The 13,017-nt window shown below is 58.0% G+C and carries 17 protein-coding genes; 16 read left to right on the plus strand and 1 reads right to left on the minus strand.

Going from position 1 to position 13,017, the window contains the following annotated elements; all coding sequences use genetic code 11:
- Positions 1–83 precede the first annotated feature (83 nt).
- The 5 genes from ffh (at position 84) to rplS (ending at position 3,654) form a co-directional block, all read left to right on the plus strand.
- Positions 84–1,460 (plus strand): signal recognition particle protein, encoded by a 1,377-nt coding sequence (gene ffh, locus ACZ3HH_RS25795; protein ID WP_008014733.1) that lies wholly within the window; start codon positions 84–86, stop codon positions 1,458–1,460.
- 249 nt (positions 1,461–1,709) lie between these two features.
- Complete coding sequence (rpsP, locus tag ACZ3HH_RS25800; RefSeq protein WP_003198088.1) at positions 1,710–1,961, plus strand: 30S ribosomal protein S16; 252 nt, start codon at positions 1,710–1,712, stop codon at positions 1,959–1,961.
- 5 nt (positions 1,962–1,966) lie between these two features.
- A complete protein-coding gene (rimM, locus tag ACZ3HH_RS25805) occupies positions 1,967–2,503 on the plus strand; it encodes a ribosome maturation factor RimM (protein WP_007897576.1) in 537 nt (178 codons plus the stop codon).
- Entirely contained in the window at positions 2,485–3,258 is a 774-nt protein-coding gene (gene trmD / locus ACZ3HH_RS25810) for a tRNA (guanosine(37)-N1)-methyltransferase TrmD (protein ID WP_173860472.1), read from the plus strand. The genes rimM and trmD overlap by 19 nt, the downstream gene beginning before the upstream one ends.
- A gap of 45 nt (positions 3,259–3,303) precedes the next feature.
- Positions 3,304–3,654, plus strand: a complete 351-nt coding sequence (gene rplS / locus ACZ3HH_RS25815; protein ID WP_003175895.1) for a 50S ribosomal protein L19 — start codon at positions 3,304–3,306, stop codon at positions 3,652–3,654.
- Positions 3,655–3,947: 293 nt separating this feature from the next.
- On the opposite strand, the gene suhB is transcribed toward rplS, so the two are convergent.
- Complete coding sequence (suhB, locus tag ACZ3HH_RS25820; RefSeq protein ID WP_038981724.1) at positions 3,948–4,766, minus strand: type III secretion system regulator SuhB; 819 nt, start codon at positions 4,764–4,766, stop codon at positions 3,948–3,950.
- A 303-nt stretch (positions 4,767–5,069) separates the two neighbouring features.
- Here suhB and trmJ point away from each other — a divergent pair, with 303 nt between their 5' ends.
- The 11 genes from trmJ to ndk all read left to right on the plus strand — a co-directional run bounded on the left by trmJ (position 5,070) and on the right by ndk (position 12,989).
- Complete coding sequence (trmJ, locus tag ACZ3HH_RS25825) at positions 5,070–5,840, plus strand: tRNA (cytosine(32)/uridine(32)-2'-O)-methyltransferase TrmJ (protein ID WP_217854398.1); 771 nt, start codon at positions 5,070–5,072, stop codon at positions 5,838–5,840.
- Positions 5,841–5,842: 2 nt separating this feature from the next.
- Complete coding sequence (gene cysE, locus ACZ3HH_RS25830; RefSeq protein WP_223489027.1) at positions 5,843–6,619, plus strand: serine O-acetyltransferase; 777 nt, start codon at positions 5,843–5,845, stop codon at positions 6,617–6,619.
- Positions 6,620–6,882: 263 nt separating this feature from the next.
- Positions 6,883–7,374: a Fe-S cluster assembly transcriptional regulator IscR gene (gene iscR / locus ACZ3HH_RS25835; protein WP_003227911.1), complete on the plus strand. Its 492-nt coding sequence runs from the start codon at positions 6,883–6,885 to the stop codon at positions 7,372–7,374.
- 50 nt (positions 7,375–7,424) lie between these two features.
- Positions 7,425–8,639, plus strand: a complete 1,215-nt coding sequence (locus tag ACZ3HH_RS25840; protein WP_465808892.1) for an IscS subfamily cysteine desulfurase — start codon at positions 7,425–7,427, stop codon at positions 8,637–8,639.
- Positions 8,640–8,723: 84 nt separating this feature from the next.
- Positions 8,724–9,110 (plus strand): Fe-S cluster assembly scaffold IscU, encoded by a 387-nt coding sequence (gene iscU / locus ACZ3HH_RS25845; protein WP_003443374.1) that lies wholly within the window; start codon positions 8,724–8,726, stop codon positions 9,108–9,110.
- 34 nt (positions 9,111–9,144) lie between these two features.
- The gene (iscA, locus tag ACZ3HH_RS25850; protein ID WP_007903589.1) at positions 9,145–9,468 is read left to right on the plus strand and encodes an iron-sulfur cluster assembly protein IscA; all 324 of its coding nucleotides are present in this window, start codon (positions 9,145–9,147) and stop codon (positions 9,466–9,468) included.
- 8 nt (positions 9,469–9,476) lie between these two features.
- Entirely contained in the window at positions 9,477–9,998 is a 522-nt protein-coding gene (hscB, locus tag ACZ3HH_RS25855; RefSeq protein ID WP_465808894.1) for a co-chaperone HscB, read from the plus strand.
- Positions 9,999–10,049: 51 nt separating this feature from the next.
- Positions 10,050–11,915 (plus strand): Fe-S protein assembly chaperone HscA, encoded by a 1,866-nt coding sequence (hscA, locus tag ACZ3HH_RS25860; RefSeq protein ID WP_465808896.1) that lies wholly within the window; start codon positions 10,050–10,052, stop codon positions 11,913–11,915.
- Positions 11,915–12,256 carry an ISC system 2Fe-2S type ferredoxin gene (fdx, locus tag ACZ3HH_RS25865; protein WP_008014719.1) on the plus strand — a complete coding sequence of 114 codons (342 nt, stop codon included), beginning with the start codon at positions 11,915–11,917 and terminating at the stop codon, positions 12,254–12,256. Before hscA ends, fdx begins: the two co-directional genes overlap by 1 nt.
- Positions 12,257–12,270: 14 nt before the next feature.
- The gene (gene iscX, locus ACZ3HH_RS25870; protein WP_008147746.1) at positions 12,271–12,471 is read left to right on the plus strand and encodes a Fe-S cluster assembly protein IscX; all 201 of its coding nucleotides are present in this window, start codon (positions 12,271–12,273) and stop codon (positions 12,469–12,471) included.
- 92 nt (positions 12,472–12,563) lie between these two features.
- Positions 12,564–12,989 (plus strand): nucleoside-diphosphate kinase, encoded by a 426-nt coding sequence (ndk, locus tag ACZ3HH_RS25875; protein ID WP_007916882.1) that lies wholly within the window; start codon positions 12,564–12,566, stop codon positions 12,987–12,989.
- Positions 12,990–13,017 lie beyond the last annotated feature (28 nt).

A 13,017-nucleotide genomic window follows, 5' to 3' on the forward strand; every position in this document is an offset into this window, starting at 1 on the left:
CGCCGCAGGCTCGCCGAGCACATGTTTATTCCGGTCTGGGCCGCCATTATCCCGGTCTACACAGGGCCTGAAAGGATCGCGCAATGTTTGAAAACTTAACCGACCGTCTCTCGCAGACGCTGCGCCATGTCACCGGCAAGGCCAAGCTGACCGAAGACAACATCAAAGACACCCTGCGCGAAGTGCGCATGGCGTTGCTCGAAGCCGACGTCGCCTTGCCGGTGGTCAAAGACTTCGTCAACTCGGTCAAGGAACGCGCTGTTGGCACCGAGGTGTCGCGCAGCCTGACGCCGGGCCAGGCCTTCGTGAAAATCGTCCAGGCCGAACTCGAAAGCCTGATGGGCGCGGCCAACGAAGACTTGAACCTGAGCGCCGTTCCTCCTGCTGTCGTGTTGATGGCCGGTTTGCAGGGTGCGGGTAAAACCACCACCGCCGGCAAACTCGCGCGCTTCCTTAAAGAGCGCAAGAAGAAGTCGGTCATGGTCGTGTCCGCGGACGTTTACCGTCCGGCGGCGATCAAGCAGCTGGAAATGCTCGCGGGTGAAGTTGGCGTTACGTTCTTCCCGTCCGACCTGAGCCAGAAGCCGGTCGACATCGCGCAAGCTGCTATTAAAGAAGCAAAACTGAAATTCATCGACGTAGTCATCGTCGATACCGCCGGTCGTCTGCACATCGACGAAGAGATGATGGGCGAGATCAAGGCGCTGCACGCCGCGATCAATCCGGTTGAAACCCTGTTCGTGGTCGATGCCATGACCGGCCAGGACGCCGCCAACACGGCCAAGGCCTTTGGCGATGCGCTGCCGCTCACCGGTGTGATTCTGACCAAGGTCGACGGCGATGCCCGTGGCGGTGCCGCGCTGTCGGTACGTGCCATCACTGGCAAGCCGATCAAGTTCATCGGTATGGGCGAGAAGAGCGAAGCGCTCGAGCCGTTCCACCCTGAGCGTATTGCTTCGCGTATCCTCGGCATGGGCGACGTGCTCAGCCTGATTGAGCAGGCCGAACAGACCCTCGACAAAGACAAGGCCGATAAACTGGCCAAGAAGCTGAAGAAGGGCAAGGGTTTCGACCTCGAAGACTTCCGCGATCAGCTGCAACAGATGAAGAACATGGGCGGCCTCGGCGGCCTCATGGACAAACTGCCGAACATCGGCGGCGTGAATCTGGCGCAAATGGGCAACGCCCAGGGCGCGGCAGAGAAGCAGTTCAAGCAGATGGAAGCCATCATCAACTCCATGACCCCGGCCGAGCGCCGCGACCCTGAGCTGATCAGCGGTTCGCGCAAGCGCCGGATCGCCATGGGTTCCGGCACTCAGGTGCAGGACATCGGTCGCTTGATCAAGCAGCACAAGCAGATGCAGAAGATGATGAAAAAGTTCTCCGCGAAAGGCGGAATGGCCAAAATGATGCGCGGCATGGGCGGTATGTTGCCCGGCGGCGGCATGCCGAAAATGTAAAGAATTCGCGCCGGCAGTCATGTCGGCGCTGCCCACAAGGAAGTGGAATCTCCAGCAAACCCGCACTTGGCGGGAGCTGACTGGCCGTTTTCAACGACGGCTCTATAGCAAATCTGGATGGCGACCGATAGGCCGCCGGAAAAAGACATTTGCAAAAGTCCGGATATTCCTTAGAATATGCGGCCTTTCGGGCACCTATGCCCGCTGTGCCTTTAGATTTGCAGCACCGACTACAGGAACGATGTTCACATGCTAACAATCCGTCTTGCCCTTGGCGGCTCCAAAAAGCGCCCGTTTTACCACTTGACCGTAACCGACAGCCGCAACCCGCGCGACGGTTCGCACAAGGAACAGGTTGGTTTCTTCAACCCTGTTGCTCGTGGTCAAGAAGTTCGTTTGTCCGTGAACCAAGAGCGCGTAGCCTACTGGCTGAGCGTTGGTGCACAACCTTCTGAGCGCGTTGCTCAGTTGTTGAAGGAATCTGCTAAGGCTGCGGCCTGAGCAATATGAGCGCGACGCCAGCTGTTGCCGATGATTTGATCGTTATTGGCAAAATTTATTCTGTTCATGGCGTTCGCGGCGAAGTGAAGGTGTATTCCTTTACTGATCCGACTGAAAACCTGTTGCAGTACAAAACCTGGACGCTCAAGCGCGAAGGCAATGTGAAGCAGGTTGAGCTGGTCAGCGGACGTGGGAACGACAAGTTCCTGGTCGCAAAGCTCAAGGGTCTTGATGATCGTGAAGAAGCACGTCTTCTGGCTGGTTATGAGATCTGTGTGCCGCGCAACCTGTTCCCTGAATTGACCGACGGCGAGTACTACTGGTACCAGCTGGAAGGTCTGAAGGTTATTGATCAACTCGGGCAATTGCTCGGGAAAATCGATCATCTTCTGGAAACCGGCGCCAATGATGTAATGGTGGTCAAGCCTTGCGCTGGCAGCCTGGATGATCGCGAACGCCTGTTGCCCTATACGGAGCAATGCGTGTTGGCTGTCGACCTTGCCGCAGGCGAGATGAAGGTGGAATGGGATGCGGACTTCTAAGCGTGGCTAATCTGCGCGTAGAAGTGATCAGTTTGTTTCCCGAGATGTTCTCCGCCATCAGCGAGTACGGCATCACCAGTCGGGCGGTGAAACAGGGGTTGTTACAGCTCACCTGTTGGAATCCGCGAGACTACACGACGGATCGACATCACACTGTGGATGATCGCCCATTTGGCGGTGGTCCGGGCATGGTGATGAAGATCAAGCCCCTGGAAGATGCTCTGGTTCAGGCCAAGGCAGCAGCCGGGGAGGCGGCGAAGGTAATTTACCTGTCCCCCCAAGGCCGTCAACTGACTCAGTCGGCGGTACGCGAGTTGGCGAATCTGGATGCATTGATCCTGATTGCCGGCCGCTATGAAGGCATTGACGAGCGTTTTATTGATGCTCATGTCGATGAAGAGTGGTCGATTGGCGACTATGTACTGTCTGGCGGCGAGCTGCCGGCGATGGTCCTGATCGATGCGGTTACACGACTGCTGCCTGGAGCTTTAGGGCATGCGGACTCCGCCGAGGAAGATTCCTTTACGGATGGTTTGCTGGATTGCCCGCACTACACCCGACCGGAGGTGTATGCGGATCAGCGTGTTCCCGACGTATTGCTAAGTGGCAATCACGCGCACATCCGGCGTTGGCGTTTACAGCAGTCCCTTGGTAGGACCTTTGAACGACGCGCCGATCTTCTGGAAAGCCGCTCGCTTTCTGGAGAAGAGAAGAAGCTGCTCGAGGAATACATCCGCGAGCGGGACGATAGTTAACAACGTATCGATGGTAGATCCGACGATTTACCTTAGGAGCACAGCATGACTAACAAAATCATCCTTGCACTCGAAGCAGAGCAGATGACCAAAGAGATCCCTACCTTTGCCCCGGGCGACACCATTGTCGTTCAGGTGAAAGTGAAGGAAGGCGATCGTTCGCGTCTGCAAGCGTTCGAAGGCGTAGTTATCGCCAAGCGTAACCGCGGCGTAAACAGTGCTTTCACCGTTCGTAAAATCTCCAACGGTGTTGGCGTAGAGCGTACTTTCCAGACCTACAGCCCGCAAATCGACAGCATGGCCGTTAAACGTCGCGGTGACGTACGTAAAGCCAAGCTGTACTACCTGCGTGACCTGTCTGGTAAAGCAGCTCGCATCAAGGAAAAACTGGCTTAAGTCCAGCTTCCGATGCCGAAACGCCAGCCTGTTTAGGTTGGCGATTCAAGAAAATGCCTCGTATCGAAAGATACGGGGCATTTTTCGTTTTTGGTGCGGAACCTGTCGGAGTGGGGCTTGTCCGTGAAGAGGGTGTGTCAGTCGACATTGATGTTGTCTGGTGCGCCGCCTTCGCGGGCAAGTCGGATCGCCGCACCGCCGCTCCCACAGGGGGGGGGGCGTTGGGGGATTTTTTTGCGCAAAAAAAAACGCCCCGAACAGGTCGGGGCGTTTTTCTTGAGGTGCTTTTGCGTTTAGCGCTTCAGCGAAGCTGGCAGGTGCGGCTGGATCGCCGTCAGTACTGCCTTGAAGCACTTGGTGTTGCCGGCGACGATGTGGCCTTTCTCAAGGAAATCGTGACCGCCGGTGAAGTCGCTCACCAAGCCGCCAGCTTCCTGGATCAGCAAGGCGCCTGCAGCCATGTCCCACTCGGACAGGCCTGACTCCCAGAACGCATCGAAACGGCCGGCGGCCACGTAGGCCAGGTCCAGGCTCGCTGCGCCAGCGCGGCGGATGCCGGCGGTCTGGCCAACCAGGGCGCGGAACATGCCCAGGTAGTTGTCGAGGTTGTCCATTTGGTCATCGCGGAACGGGAAGCCGGTACCCAGCAGGGCGCCGTCCAGGCTGGTGCGGCCGCTGACGCGCAGGCGGCGACCGTTCAGTTGGGCGCCGCGACCACGGCTGGCGGTGAATTCTTCCTGGCGAACCGGGTCCAGAACAACAGCGTGCTCCAGGCGACCGCGGTATTTGCAGGCGATGCTGACAGCGAAGTGAGGAATGCCGCGCAGGAAGTTGGTGGTGCCGTCCAGCGGATCGATGATCCACAGGTACTCTTCGCCTTCGATGCCGCTGCCGGCGTGCATGCCGGTTTCTTCACCCATGATCGAGTGATTAGGGTAAGCCTTGCGCAGCGCATCGATGATTTTCTGTTCGGCGGCGCGATCCACCTCGGATACGTAATCCTTGGCGTCTTTTTCGTCGACCTTGATGGTATCCAGGCGCTCGATGGAGCGGAAAATCAATTCACTGGCGCTGCGGGCGGCGCGCAGCGCGATATTCAGCATGGGCTGCATGGATGTGTCACCTAAGGTTGTTAAAGAAAGCCGGGCATTCTATCAGAAAGTTTCTACAGGTGAAGGTCGGTGTTCGCTTTCATGGCTTAACGGTGTGTCCCGCCTCGTAAATACGTTCATATTTTGACGAGTGGTCTATGTTGGCAGGCAAGGCGCCGCGCTGGCTCGTAGCTTGTTATGGGCGGAGGTGGCAACGCAGCATACCAATATTGAATGCCATCAAAAGTGAGTTATTTTTGAGGCGGGACACCCTGATGAACTGTAAGATTCTGCTCCCTATTAAAGTGTTCGAGAGCGCCTCCCTTGCTGCAAAACATTCGTGTCGTCCTGGTCAATACCAGCCACCCCGGAAATATCGGCGGGGCTGCGCGTGCCATGAAGAACATGGGGCTGTCGCGGCTGGTGCTGGTCGAGCCGCGGTTGTTCCCGCATCACGAGGCCGATGCGCGTGCGTCCGGCGCGGGTGACATCCTTGAAAACGCTCAGGTCGTCGCCACTCTGGAAGATGCCTTGGTCGGCTGCAATCTGGTGCTTGGTACCAGTGCCCGTGATCGTCGGATTCCCTGGCCATTGCTCGATCCCCGCGAATGCGGTGTAAAGGTGGTCGAGGAGGCGGAGCAGGGTGCCGAGATCGCATTGGTGTTCGGTCGTGAAGACTCCGGCCTGACCAATGAAGAGCTGCAGCGATGTCATTATCACGTGCACATCCCATCAGACCCTGAGTTCAGTTCGCTGAACCTTGGGGCGGCGGTGCAGGTGTTGAGCTATGAAGTGCGGATGTCCTGGTTGGCGGCCGCGGGTCAGCCGAGCAAGGTCGAGAAGGATGAAGTGGCGTCCACCAAAAGTGGTGAGCTGGCGACCATGGATGAGCTGGAGCGATTCTATGAGCACCTCGAGCAAACGCTGGTGGCCATCGAGTTTCTCGACCCGGAAAAACCACGGCACTTGATGGCGCGTCTGCGCCGGTTGTACGGACGCAGCTCGGTTAGCCGGGCGGAAATGAATATATTGCGTGGCATCCTCACGGAAACCCAGAAAGCGGCCCGTGGCGAGCTTCTAAAGCGGAAGGATTAATGATGTTCGAGCGTTTGCGTGAAGATATCCAAAGTGTTTTCCATCGTGACCCGGCGGCGCGTAATGCTTTTGAGGTTCTGACGTGCTACCCGGGCATGCACGCCATCTGGATCCATCGCCTGTCGTCAGCGTTGTGGGGTATGGGCTGGAAGTGGCTGGCGCGGTTGGTATCGAACTTCGGTCGCTGGTTGACCGGGATCGAGATTCATCCGGGTGCCAAGGTCGGCCGTCGCTTCTTTATCGATCATGGCATGGGCATCGTTATCGGTGAGACTGCCGAGATCGGCAACGACGTCACCCTGTATCAGGGTGTAACTCTTGGCGGCACCAGCTGGAACAAGGGCAAGCGTCATCCGACTTTGGAGGATGGCGTGGTGGTCGGGGCGGGCGCCAAGGTGCTCGGCCCGTTCACTGTTGGTGCCGGGGCCAAGGTGGGTTCCAATGCCGTGGTCACCAAGGCGGTTCCGCCCGGGGCGACAGTGGTGGGGATTCCGGGGCGGATCATCGTCAAGTCCGATGACGAGCAGGATGCCAAGCGCAAGGCCATGGCCGAGAAGATTGGTTTCGATGCCTACGGTGTCGGTGAAGACATGCCGGACCCGGTGGCTCGAGCCATTAACCAGTTGCTCGATCATCTGCAGGCTGTAGATGGTCGCCTTGAAGGGATGTGCGGGGCGCTGAAGGATCTGGGTAGCAATTACTGTGCGAAAGATCTGCCTGAACTGCGCGAAGAAGACTTTGCCTGTGTGAAGGACAAAGATCAGAGCCAGGCCGGCTAGGCCAAGTTGGCTTCATCGCGGGCAAGCCCGCTCCCACAGGGTTTGTGTATGCCCTTGATGGTGTGCATGGCGTAAATCCATGTGGGAGCGGGCTTGCCCGCGATGAACGATAACTCGGTACTGCTGGCTGTTAATGGCCGGCCTTTGTTATGATGCGCGCGCTCTTTTGCGGGTAAACCTGACTAAAGCACTAGGTCTTATAGTTGACTTAAATACTCGGGAATTGCATACTCGCCCCATTCCGAACTCCGTGGTAATTGTCCATGCGACTGACTACAAAAGGCCGATACGCCGTGACCGCCATGCTTGACCTGGCGTTGCACGCGCAGCACGGGCCGGTGTCCCTGGCCGATATCTCCGAGCGCCAAGGCATCTCCCTGTCCTACCTCGAGCAGCTTTTTGCCAAATTGCGCCGCAGCAATCTGGTGTCCAGTGTTCGCGGTCCAGGCGGTGGTTACCAGCTGTCCCGCGACATGCAGGGGATTCAGGTCGCCCAGGTGATCGATGCGGTCAACGAATCGGTCGATGCAACCAAATGCCAGGGCCAGGGCGATTGCCATTCCGGCGACACCTGTCTGACCCACCACTTGTGGTGCGATCTGAGCCTGCAGATTCACGAATTTCTGAGCGGTATCAGCTTGGCTGACCTTGTAACTCGCCGTGAGGTGCAAGAAGTAGCCCAGCGTCAGGACCAGCGTCGTTGCAACAGCAAGGCGCCACGCCTGGACAAGATTGAAGCGTCCGCCGTCGAATGACAGCCAAAGAGCTAGCGGCACGCCAGCCAGCCTGATTTAGGAGATAGTCCATGAAATTGCCGATTTACCTTGATTACTCTGCGACGACCCCGGTTGATCCACGTGTCGCGCAAAAGATGAGTGAATGCCTGCTGGTCGACGGAAACTTCGGTAACCCGGCGTCCCGTTCCCACGTGTTCGGCTGGAAAGCTGAAGAGTCCGTCGAGAACGCTCGTCGTCAGGTCGCTGACCTGGTTAACGCCGACCCGCGTGAAATCGTCTGGACCTCCGGTGCCACCGAGTCCGACAACCTGGCAATCAAGGGTGCGGCGCATTTCTACTCCACCAAGGGCAAGCACCTGATCACCACCAAGATTGAGCACAAGGCTGTCCTCGACACCATGCGCCAACTGGAGCGTGAAGGTTTCGAAGTGACCTACCTCGACCCTCGCGAAGATGGTCTGGTGACTCCAGAGATGGTCGAAGCTGCCCTGCGTGACGACACCATCCTGGTATCGATCATGCACGTGAACAACGAAATCGGCACCATCAACGACATCGCCGCCATCGGCGAACTGACCCGCTCCAAGGGGATCCTGTTCCACGTCGACGCCGCTCAGTCCACCGGCAAGGTCGAGATCGACCTGTCGAAACTGAAAGTCGATATGATGTCGTTCTCTGCCCACAAAACCTACGGTCCTAAAGGCATCGGCGCGCTGTACGTCAGCCGCAAGCCGCGTGTTCGCATCGAAGCGACCATGCATGGCGGCGGTCACGAACGTGGCATGCGCTCCGGCACCCTGGCGACCCACCAGATCGTGGGCATGGGCGAAGCTTTCCGTGTGGCCAGGGAAGACATGGCTGCCGAGAACGTACGCATCAAAGCCCTTAGCGACCGTTTCTTCAAGCAGGTCGAAGGCCTCGAAGAGCTGTACGTCAATGGCAGCATGACCTCCCGCGTACCGCACAACCTGAACCTGAGCTTCAACTACGTTGAAGGCGAGTCGCTGATCATGGCGCTCAAGGATCTGGCGGTTTCGTCCGGTTCTGCCTGCACCTCGGCGTCGCTTGAGCCTTCGTACGTACTGCGCGCCCTGGGCCGCAACGACGAACTGGCACACAGCTCGATTCGCTTCACCTTCGGCCGTTTCACCACCGAAGAAGAAATCGACTACGCCGCGCAGAAAGTCTGCGAGGCCGTTACCAAGCTGCGCACCCTGTCGCCGCTGTGGGACATGTACAAAGACGGTGTCGACATTTCGAAAATCGAGTGGGCGGCACACTGATTTCAAGTCGCCGCAAACCGGCCCTGTAAAACTACGGTTCGCAGGGCTTAAGAGCGACTCTCTGATGAGTGAGGATTAAGAATCATGGCTTACAGCGAAAAGGTCATCGACCACTACGAGAACCCGCGCAACGTCGGCAAGATGGACGCGGAAGATCCTGATGTCGGCACCGGCATGGTCGGCGCTCCGGCGTGCGGCGATGTGATGCGCCTGCAAATCAAGGTCAACGAACAAGGCATCATCGAAGACGCCAAGTTCAAGACTTACGGTTGCGGTTCGGCAATCGCCTCCAGCTCCCTGGCGACCGAGTGGATGAAAGGCAAGACTCTGGATGAAGCAGAGACCATCAAGAACACTCAGTTGGCCGAAGAACTGGCTCTGCCGCCAGTAAAAATTCACTGCTCCGTACTTGCTGAAGACGCTATCAAAGCGGCCGTTCGCGACTACAAGCAGAAGAAAGGCTTGATCTGACTTTCAAGATTTGGCGACGAGTAAGGAGTCACCGATGGCTATCAGCATGACAGAAGCGGCTGCTCAACACGTGCGACGCTCCCTCAACGGGCGCGGCAAAGGTGAAGGGATTCGTCTGGGTGTTCGCACCACAGGCTGTTCCGGCCTTGCCTACGTGCTGGAGTTTGTCGACGAGGTGGTGGCAGAGGATCAAGTGTTCGAAAGTCACGGCGAGAAAGTGATTATCGACCCGAAAAGCCTCGCCTACCTGGACGGCACTGAACTCGATTTCGTCAAGGAAGGGTTGAACGAAGGCTTCAAGTTCAACAACCCCAACGTACGCGGTGAATGTGGCTGCGGCGAAAGCTTCAACATCTGAGGCTGCGCGTGGGTACTCCTTGTCATTTCGCTTTATTTGAGCTGAAACCGAGCTTCCGTCTGAATCTCGATCAGTTGGCCACGCGCTACCGTGAGTTGGCGCGCGGTGTTCATCCGGACCGCTTTGCCGACGCTTCCGAGCGTGAGCAGCGGCTGGCGCTCGAGCAATCCGCGAGCCTCAACGAGGCCTACCAGACGCTCAAAAGCCCCCCCAAACGCGCGCGCTACTTGCTCGCCATGGGCGGTCGCGAGCTGCCGTTGGAGGTCACGGTGCATGATCCGGAGTTTCTTCTGCAGCAGATGGAGTTGCGTGAAGAGCTCGAAGACCTGCAAGACAGCGCCGACCTGGCGGGTGTTGCAGTGTTCAAGCGTCGCCTGAAGACCGCGCAGGATGAACTGAACGAAAGCTTCGCAGCCTGTTGGGATGATGCAGCGCAACGTGAACAGGCCGAACGCCTGATGCGGCGCATGCAGTTCCTCGACAAGCTCACCTACGAAGTGCGCCAGTTAGAAGAGCGCCTCGACGATTAACCCAGTGCCGCTCCGGTCGCACGCCTGATATACAGATAAGTCCTGATAACGATGGCCCTACTGCAGATCGCCGAACCCGGCCAAAGTCCTCAACCGCACCAGCGTCGTCTGGCTGTGGGGATCGACTTGGGCACTACCAATTCGCTGGTCGCTGCATTGCGCAGTGGTCTTTCCGAGCCTCTGGCCGACGCGCAAGGGCAGGTCATCCTGCCGTCTGCCGTGCGCTATCACGCCGATCGCGTCGAAGTCGGCGAGTCGGCCAAACTGGCCGCCGCGTCCGATCCTTTGAACACTGTGCTGTCGGTCAAGCGCTTGATGGGTCGAGGTCTGTCCGACGTCAAGCAATTGGGCGATCAGCTGCCGTACCGTTTTGTCGACGGCGAGTCGCACATGCCGTTCATCGACACGGTGCAAGGCCCGAAAAGCCCGGTCGAAGTCTCCGCCGATATCCTCAAGGTGCTGCGCCAGCGCGCTGAAGCGACCTTGGGTGGCGAATTGGTTGGCGCGGTGATCACCGTTCCGGCCTATTTCGATGATGCTCAGCGTCAAGCCACCAAGGATGCGGCCAAGCTGGCCGGTCTGAACGTGCTGCGTTTGCTCAATGAGCCAACCGCTGCGGCCGTCGCTTACGGTCTGGATCAGCATGCCGAAGGCCTGGTCGCGATTTATGACTTGGGCGGCGGCACCTTCGATATTTCGATTCTGCGCCTGACCGGCGGTGTGTTCGAAGTGCTGGCTACCGGCGGCGACAGCGCCTTGGGTGGCGATGACTTTGACCATGCTATTGCTGGCTGGATCATTGAGAGCGCCGGTCTGTCGGCCGATCTCGATCCGGGTACGCAACGTAATCTGCTGCAAACCGCGTGTGCGGCCAAAGAAGCCCTGACCGATTGCTCGTCTGTCGAAGTTGCTTATGGCGACTGGAAGGCCGAGTTGACCCGTGAAGCCTTCAATGCGCTGATCGAGCCGATGGTTGCTCGCAGCCTGAAAGCCTGCCGCCGCGCTGTGCGTGATTCCGGTATCGAGCTGGAAGACGTTCACGCCGTGGTCATGGTCGGCGGCTCGACGCGTGTGCCTCGCGTCCGCGAAGCTGTTGCGCACGCCTTCAGTCGCGAACCGCTGACCGAAATCGATCCAGATCAAGTCGTCGCCATCGGTGCCGCAATCCAGGCTGATACCCTGGCCGGCAACAAGCGTGACGGCGGCGAACTGCTGTTGCTCGACGTGATTCCGTTGTCCCTGGGGCTGGAAACCATGGGCGGCCTGATGGAGAAGGTGATTCCGCGCAACACCACCATCCCCGTCGCCCGGGCCCAGGACTTCACCACTTATAAAGATGGCCAGTCGGCCATGGCGATCCACGTCTTGCAGGGCGAGCGTGAGTTGATCAGCGACTGTCGCTCCCTGGCACGCTTCGAATTGCGCGGTATTCCGGCGATGGTGGCCGGAGCGGCGAAGATTCGCGTGACCTTCCAGGTCGACGCCGACGGTCTGCTCAGTGTCTCGGCCCGCGAATTGGGTTCGGGCGTCGAAGCCAGCATCCAGGTCAAACCTTCCTACGGCCTGACCGACGGCGAAATCGCCAAAATGCTCAAGGATTCGTTCCAGCACGCCAACGACGACAAAGTCGCCCGCGTATTGCGTGAGCAGCAAGTCGATGCCCAGCGCCTGATCGAGGCGGTGCAGGGCGCTCTGGAGGTTGACGGCGAACGCTTGCTCGACGCCGAAGAGCGCATGGTCATCGAATTGCAGATGCAGGAACTGACCGAATTGATGAAAGGCACCGATGGTTACGCCATCGAGCAGCAGACCAAGCGTCTGTCGCAGGTGACTGATGCCTTTGCTGCCCGCCGACTGGACTCGACGGTGAAAGCCGCTCTGGCGGGGCGCAATCTGAATGAAATCGAGGATAACTGATGCCGCAGGTCATTTTTCTGCCACACGAGAAGTTCTGCCCGGAAGGCATGGTTGTAGAGGCTGAGCCCGGTATATCCATTCTCGAGCTGGCCCACGAACACCATATCGAGATGGAAAGCGCCTGTGGCGGCGTCTGCGCTTGCACTACCTGCCATTGCATCATCCGCGAAGGCTTTGACTCGCTGGAAGAGGCGGATGAGCTGGAGGAAGACTTTCTTGATCGGGCCTGGGGTCTGGAAGCGCAATCGCGTCTAGGCTGTCAGGCGATCGTCGGGACTGAAGACCTGACTGTCGAAATTCCGAAATACTCGCTCAACCATGCGGCCGAAGCGCCGCACTGATTCAAGGAACTGAAATGAGTCTGAAATGGGTTGATGTGTTGGAAATCGCGATCCAACTGGCTGAATCCAAGCCGGATGTGGACCCGCGTTACGTGAACTTCGTCGATCTGCACAAATGGGTGCTGGCATTGCCGGAGTTCAGTGATGATCCGACCCGCGGTGGCGAGAAGGTGCTTGAAGCCATTCAGGCCGCCTGGATCGAAGAAGCAGACTGAGTCTGCGCCGTACGCAGTTAGGCAATACCAAAGAACCCGCGTATAATTCGCGGGTTTAATTTTTCGCAAATTACCGTTTCTGGAGTTACACCATGGCTGTTCAACGTACTTTCTCCATCATCAAGCCTGACGCTGTTGCAAAAAACGTTATCGGCGAGATCACCACTCGTTTCGAAAAAGCTGGCCTGCGCGTTGTAGCTTCGAAACTGAAGCAACTGTCCAAAGCTGAAGCTGAAGGCTTCTACGCTGAGCACAGCGCTCGTGGTTTCTTCGGCGACCTGGTTGCTTTCATGATCTCCGGTCCGGTTGTCGTTCAGGTTCTGGAAGGCGAAAACGCTATCGCTCTGAACCGTGAGCTGATGGGCGCTACCAACCCTAAAGAAGCTGCTGCCGGCACCATCCGCGCTGACTTCGCTGATTCCATCGACGCCAACGCTGTACACGGTTCGGACTCCGAAGCCGCTGCTGCTCGCGAAATCTCGTACTTCTTCGCAGCTACTGAAGTAACCACTCGCTAAGCATTGGCTTAAGAGTGAAGGTGAATCC

The organism is Pseudomonas sp. PME37.24/025 (assembly GCF_055556615.1).

Bases quoted from the DNA above. Each gene is read 5' to 3' on its own strand.
- ffh (WP_008014733.1), top strand. From the start codon at position 84: ATGTTTGAAAACTTAACCGACCGTCTCTCGCAGACGCTGCGCCATGTC.
- rpsP (WP_003198088.1), top strand. From the start codon at position 1,710: ATGCTAACAATCCGTCTTGCCCTTGGCGGCTCCAAAAAGCGCCCGTTT.
- rimM (WP_007897576.1), top strand. From the start codon at position 1,967: ATGAGCGCGACGCCAGCTGTTGCCGATGATTTGATCGTTATTGGCAAA.
- trmD (WP_173860472.1), top strand. From the start codon at position 2,485: ATGGGATGCGGACTTCTAAGCGTGGCTAATCTGCGCGTAGAAGTGATC.
- rplS (WP_003175895.1), top strand. From the start codon at position 3,304: ATGACTAACAAAATCATCCTTGCACTCGAAGCAGAGCAGATGACCAAA.
- suhB (WP_038981724.1), bottom strand. From the start codon at position 4,766: ATGCAGCCCATGCTGAATATCGCGCTGCGCGCCGCCCGCAGCGCCAGT.
- cysE (WP_223489027.1), top strand. From the start codon at position 5,843: ATGTTCGAGCGTTTGCGTGAAGATATCCAAAGTGTTTTCCATCGTGAC.
- iscR (WP_003227911.1), top strand. From the start codon at position 6,883: ATGCGACTGACTACAAAAGGCCGATACGCCGTGACCGCCATGCTTGAC.
- ACZ3HH_RS25840 (WP_465808892.1), top strand. From the start codon at position 7,425: ATGAAATTGCCGATTTACCTTGATTACTCTGCGACGACCCCGGTTGAT.
- iscU (WP_003443374.1), top strand. From the start codon at position 8,724: ATGGCTTACAGCGAAAAGGTCATCGACCACTACGAGAACCCGCGCAAC.
- iscA (WP_007903589.1), top strand. From the start codon at position 9,145: ATGGCTATCAGCATGACAGAAGCGGCTGCTCAACACGTGCGACGCTCC.
- hscA (WP_465808896.1), top strand. From the start codon at position 10,050: ATGGCCCTACTGCAGATCGCCGAACCCGGCCAAAGTCCTCAACCGCAC.
- fdx (WP_008014719.1), top strand. From the start codon at position 11,915: ATGCCGCAGGTCATTTTTCTGCCACACGAGAAGTTCTGCCCGGAAGGC.
- iscX (WP_008147746.1), top strand. From the start codon at position 12,271: ATGAGTCTGAAATGGGTTGATGTGTTGGAAATCGCGATCCAACTGGCT.
- ndk (WP_007916882.1), top strand. From the start codon at position 12,564: ATGGCTGTTCAACGTACTTTCTCCATCATCAAGCCTGACGCTGTTGCA.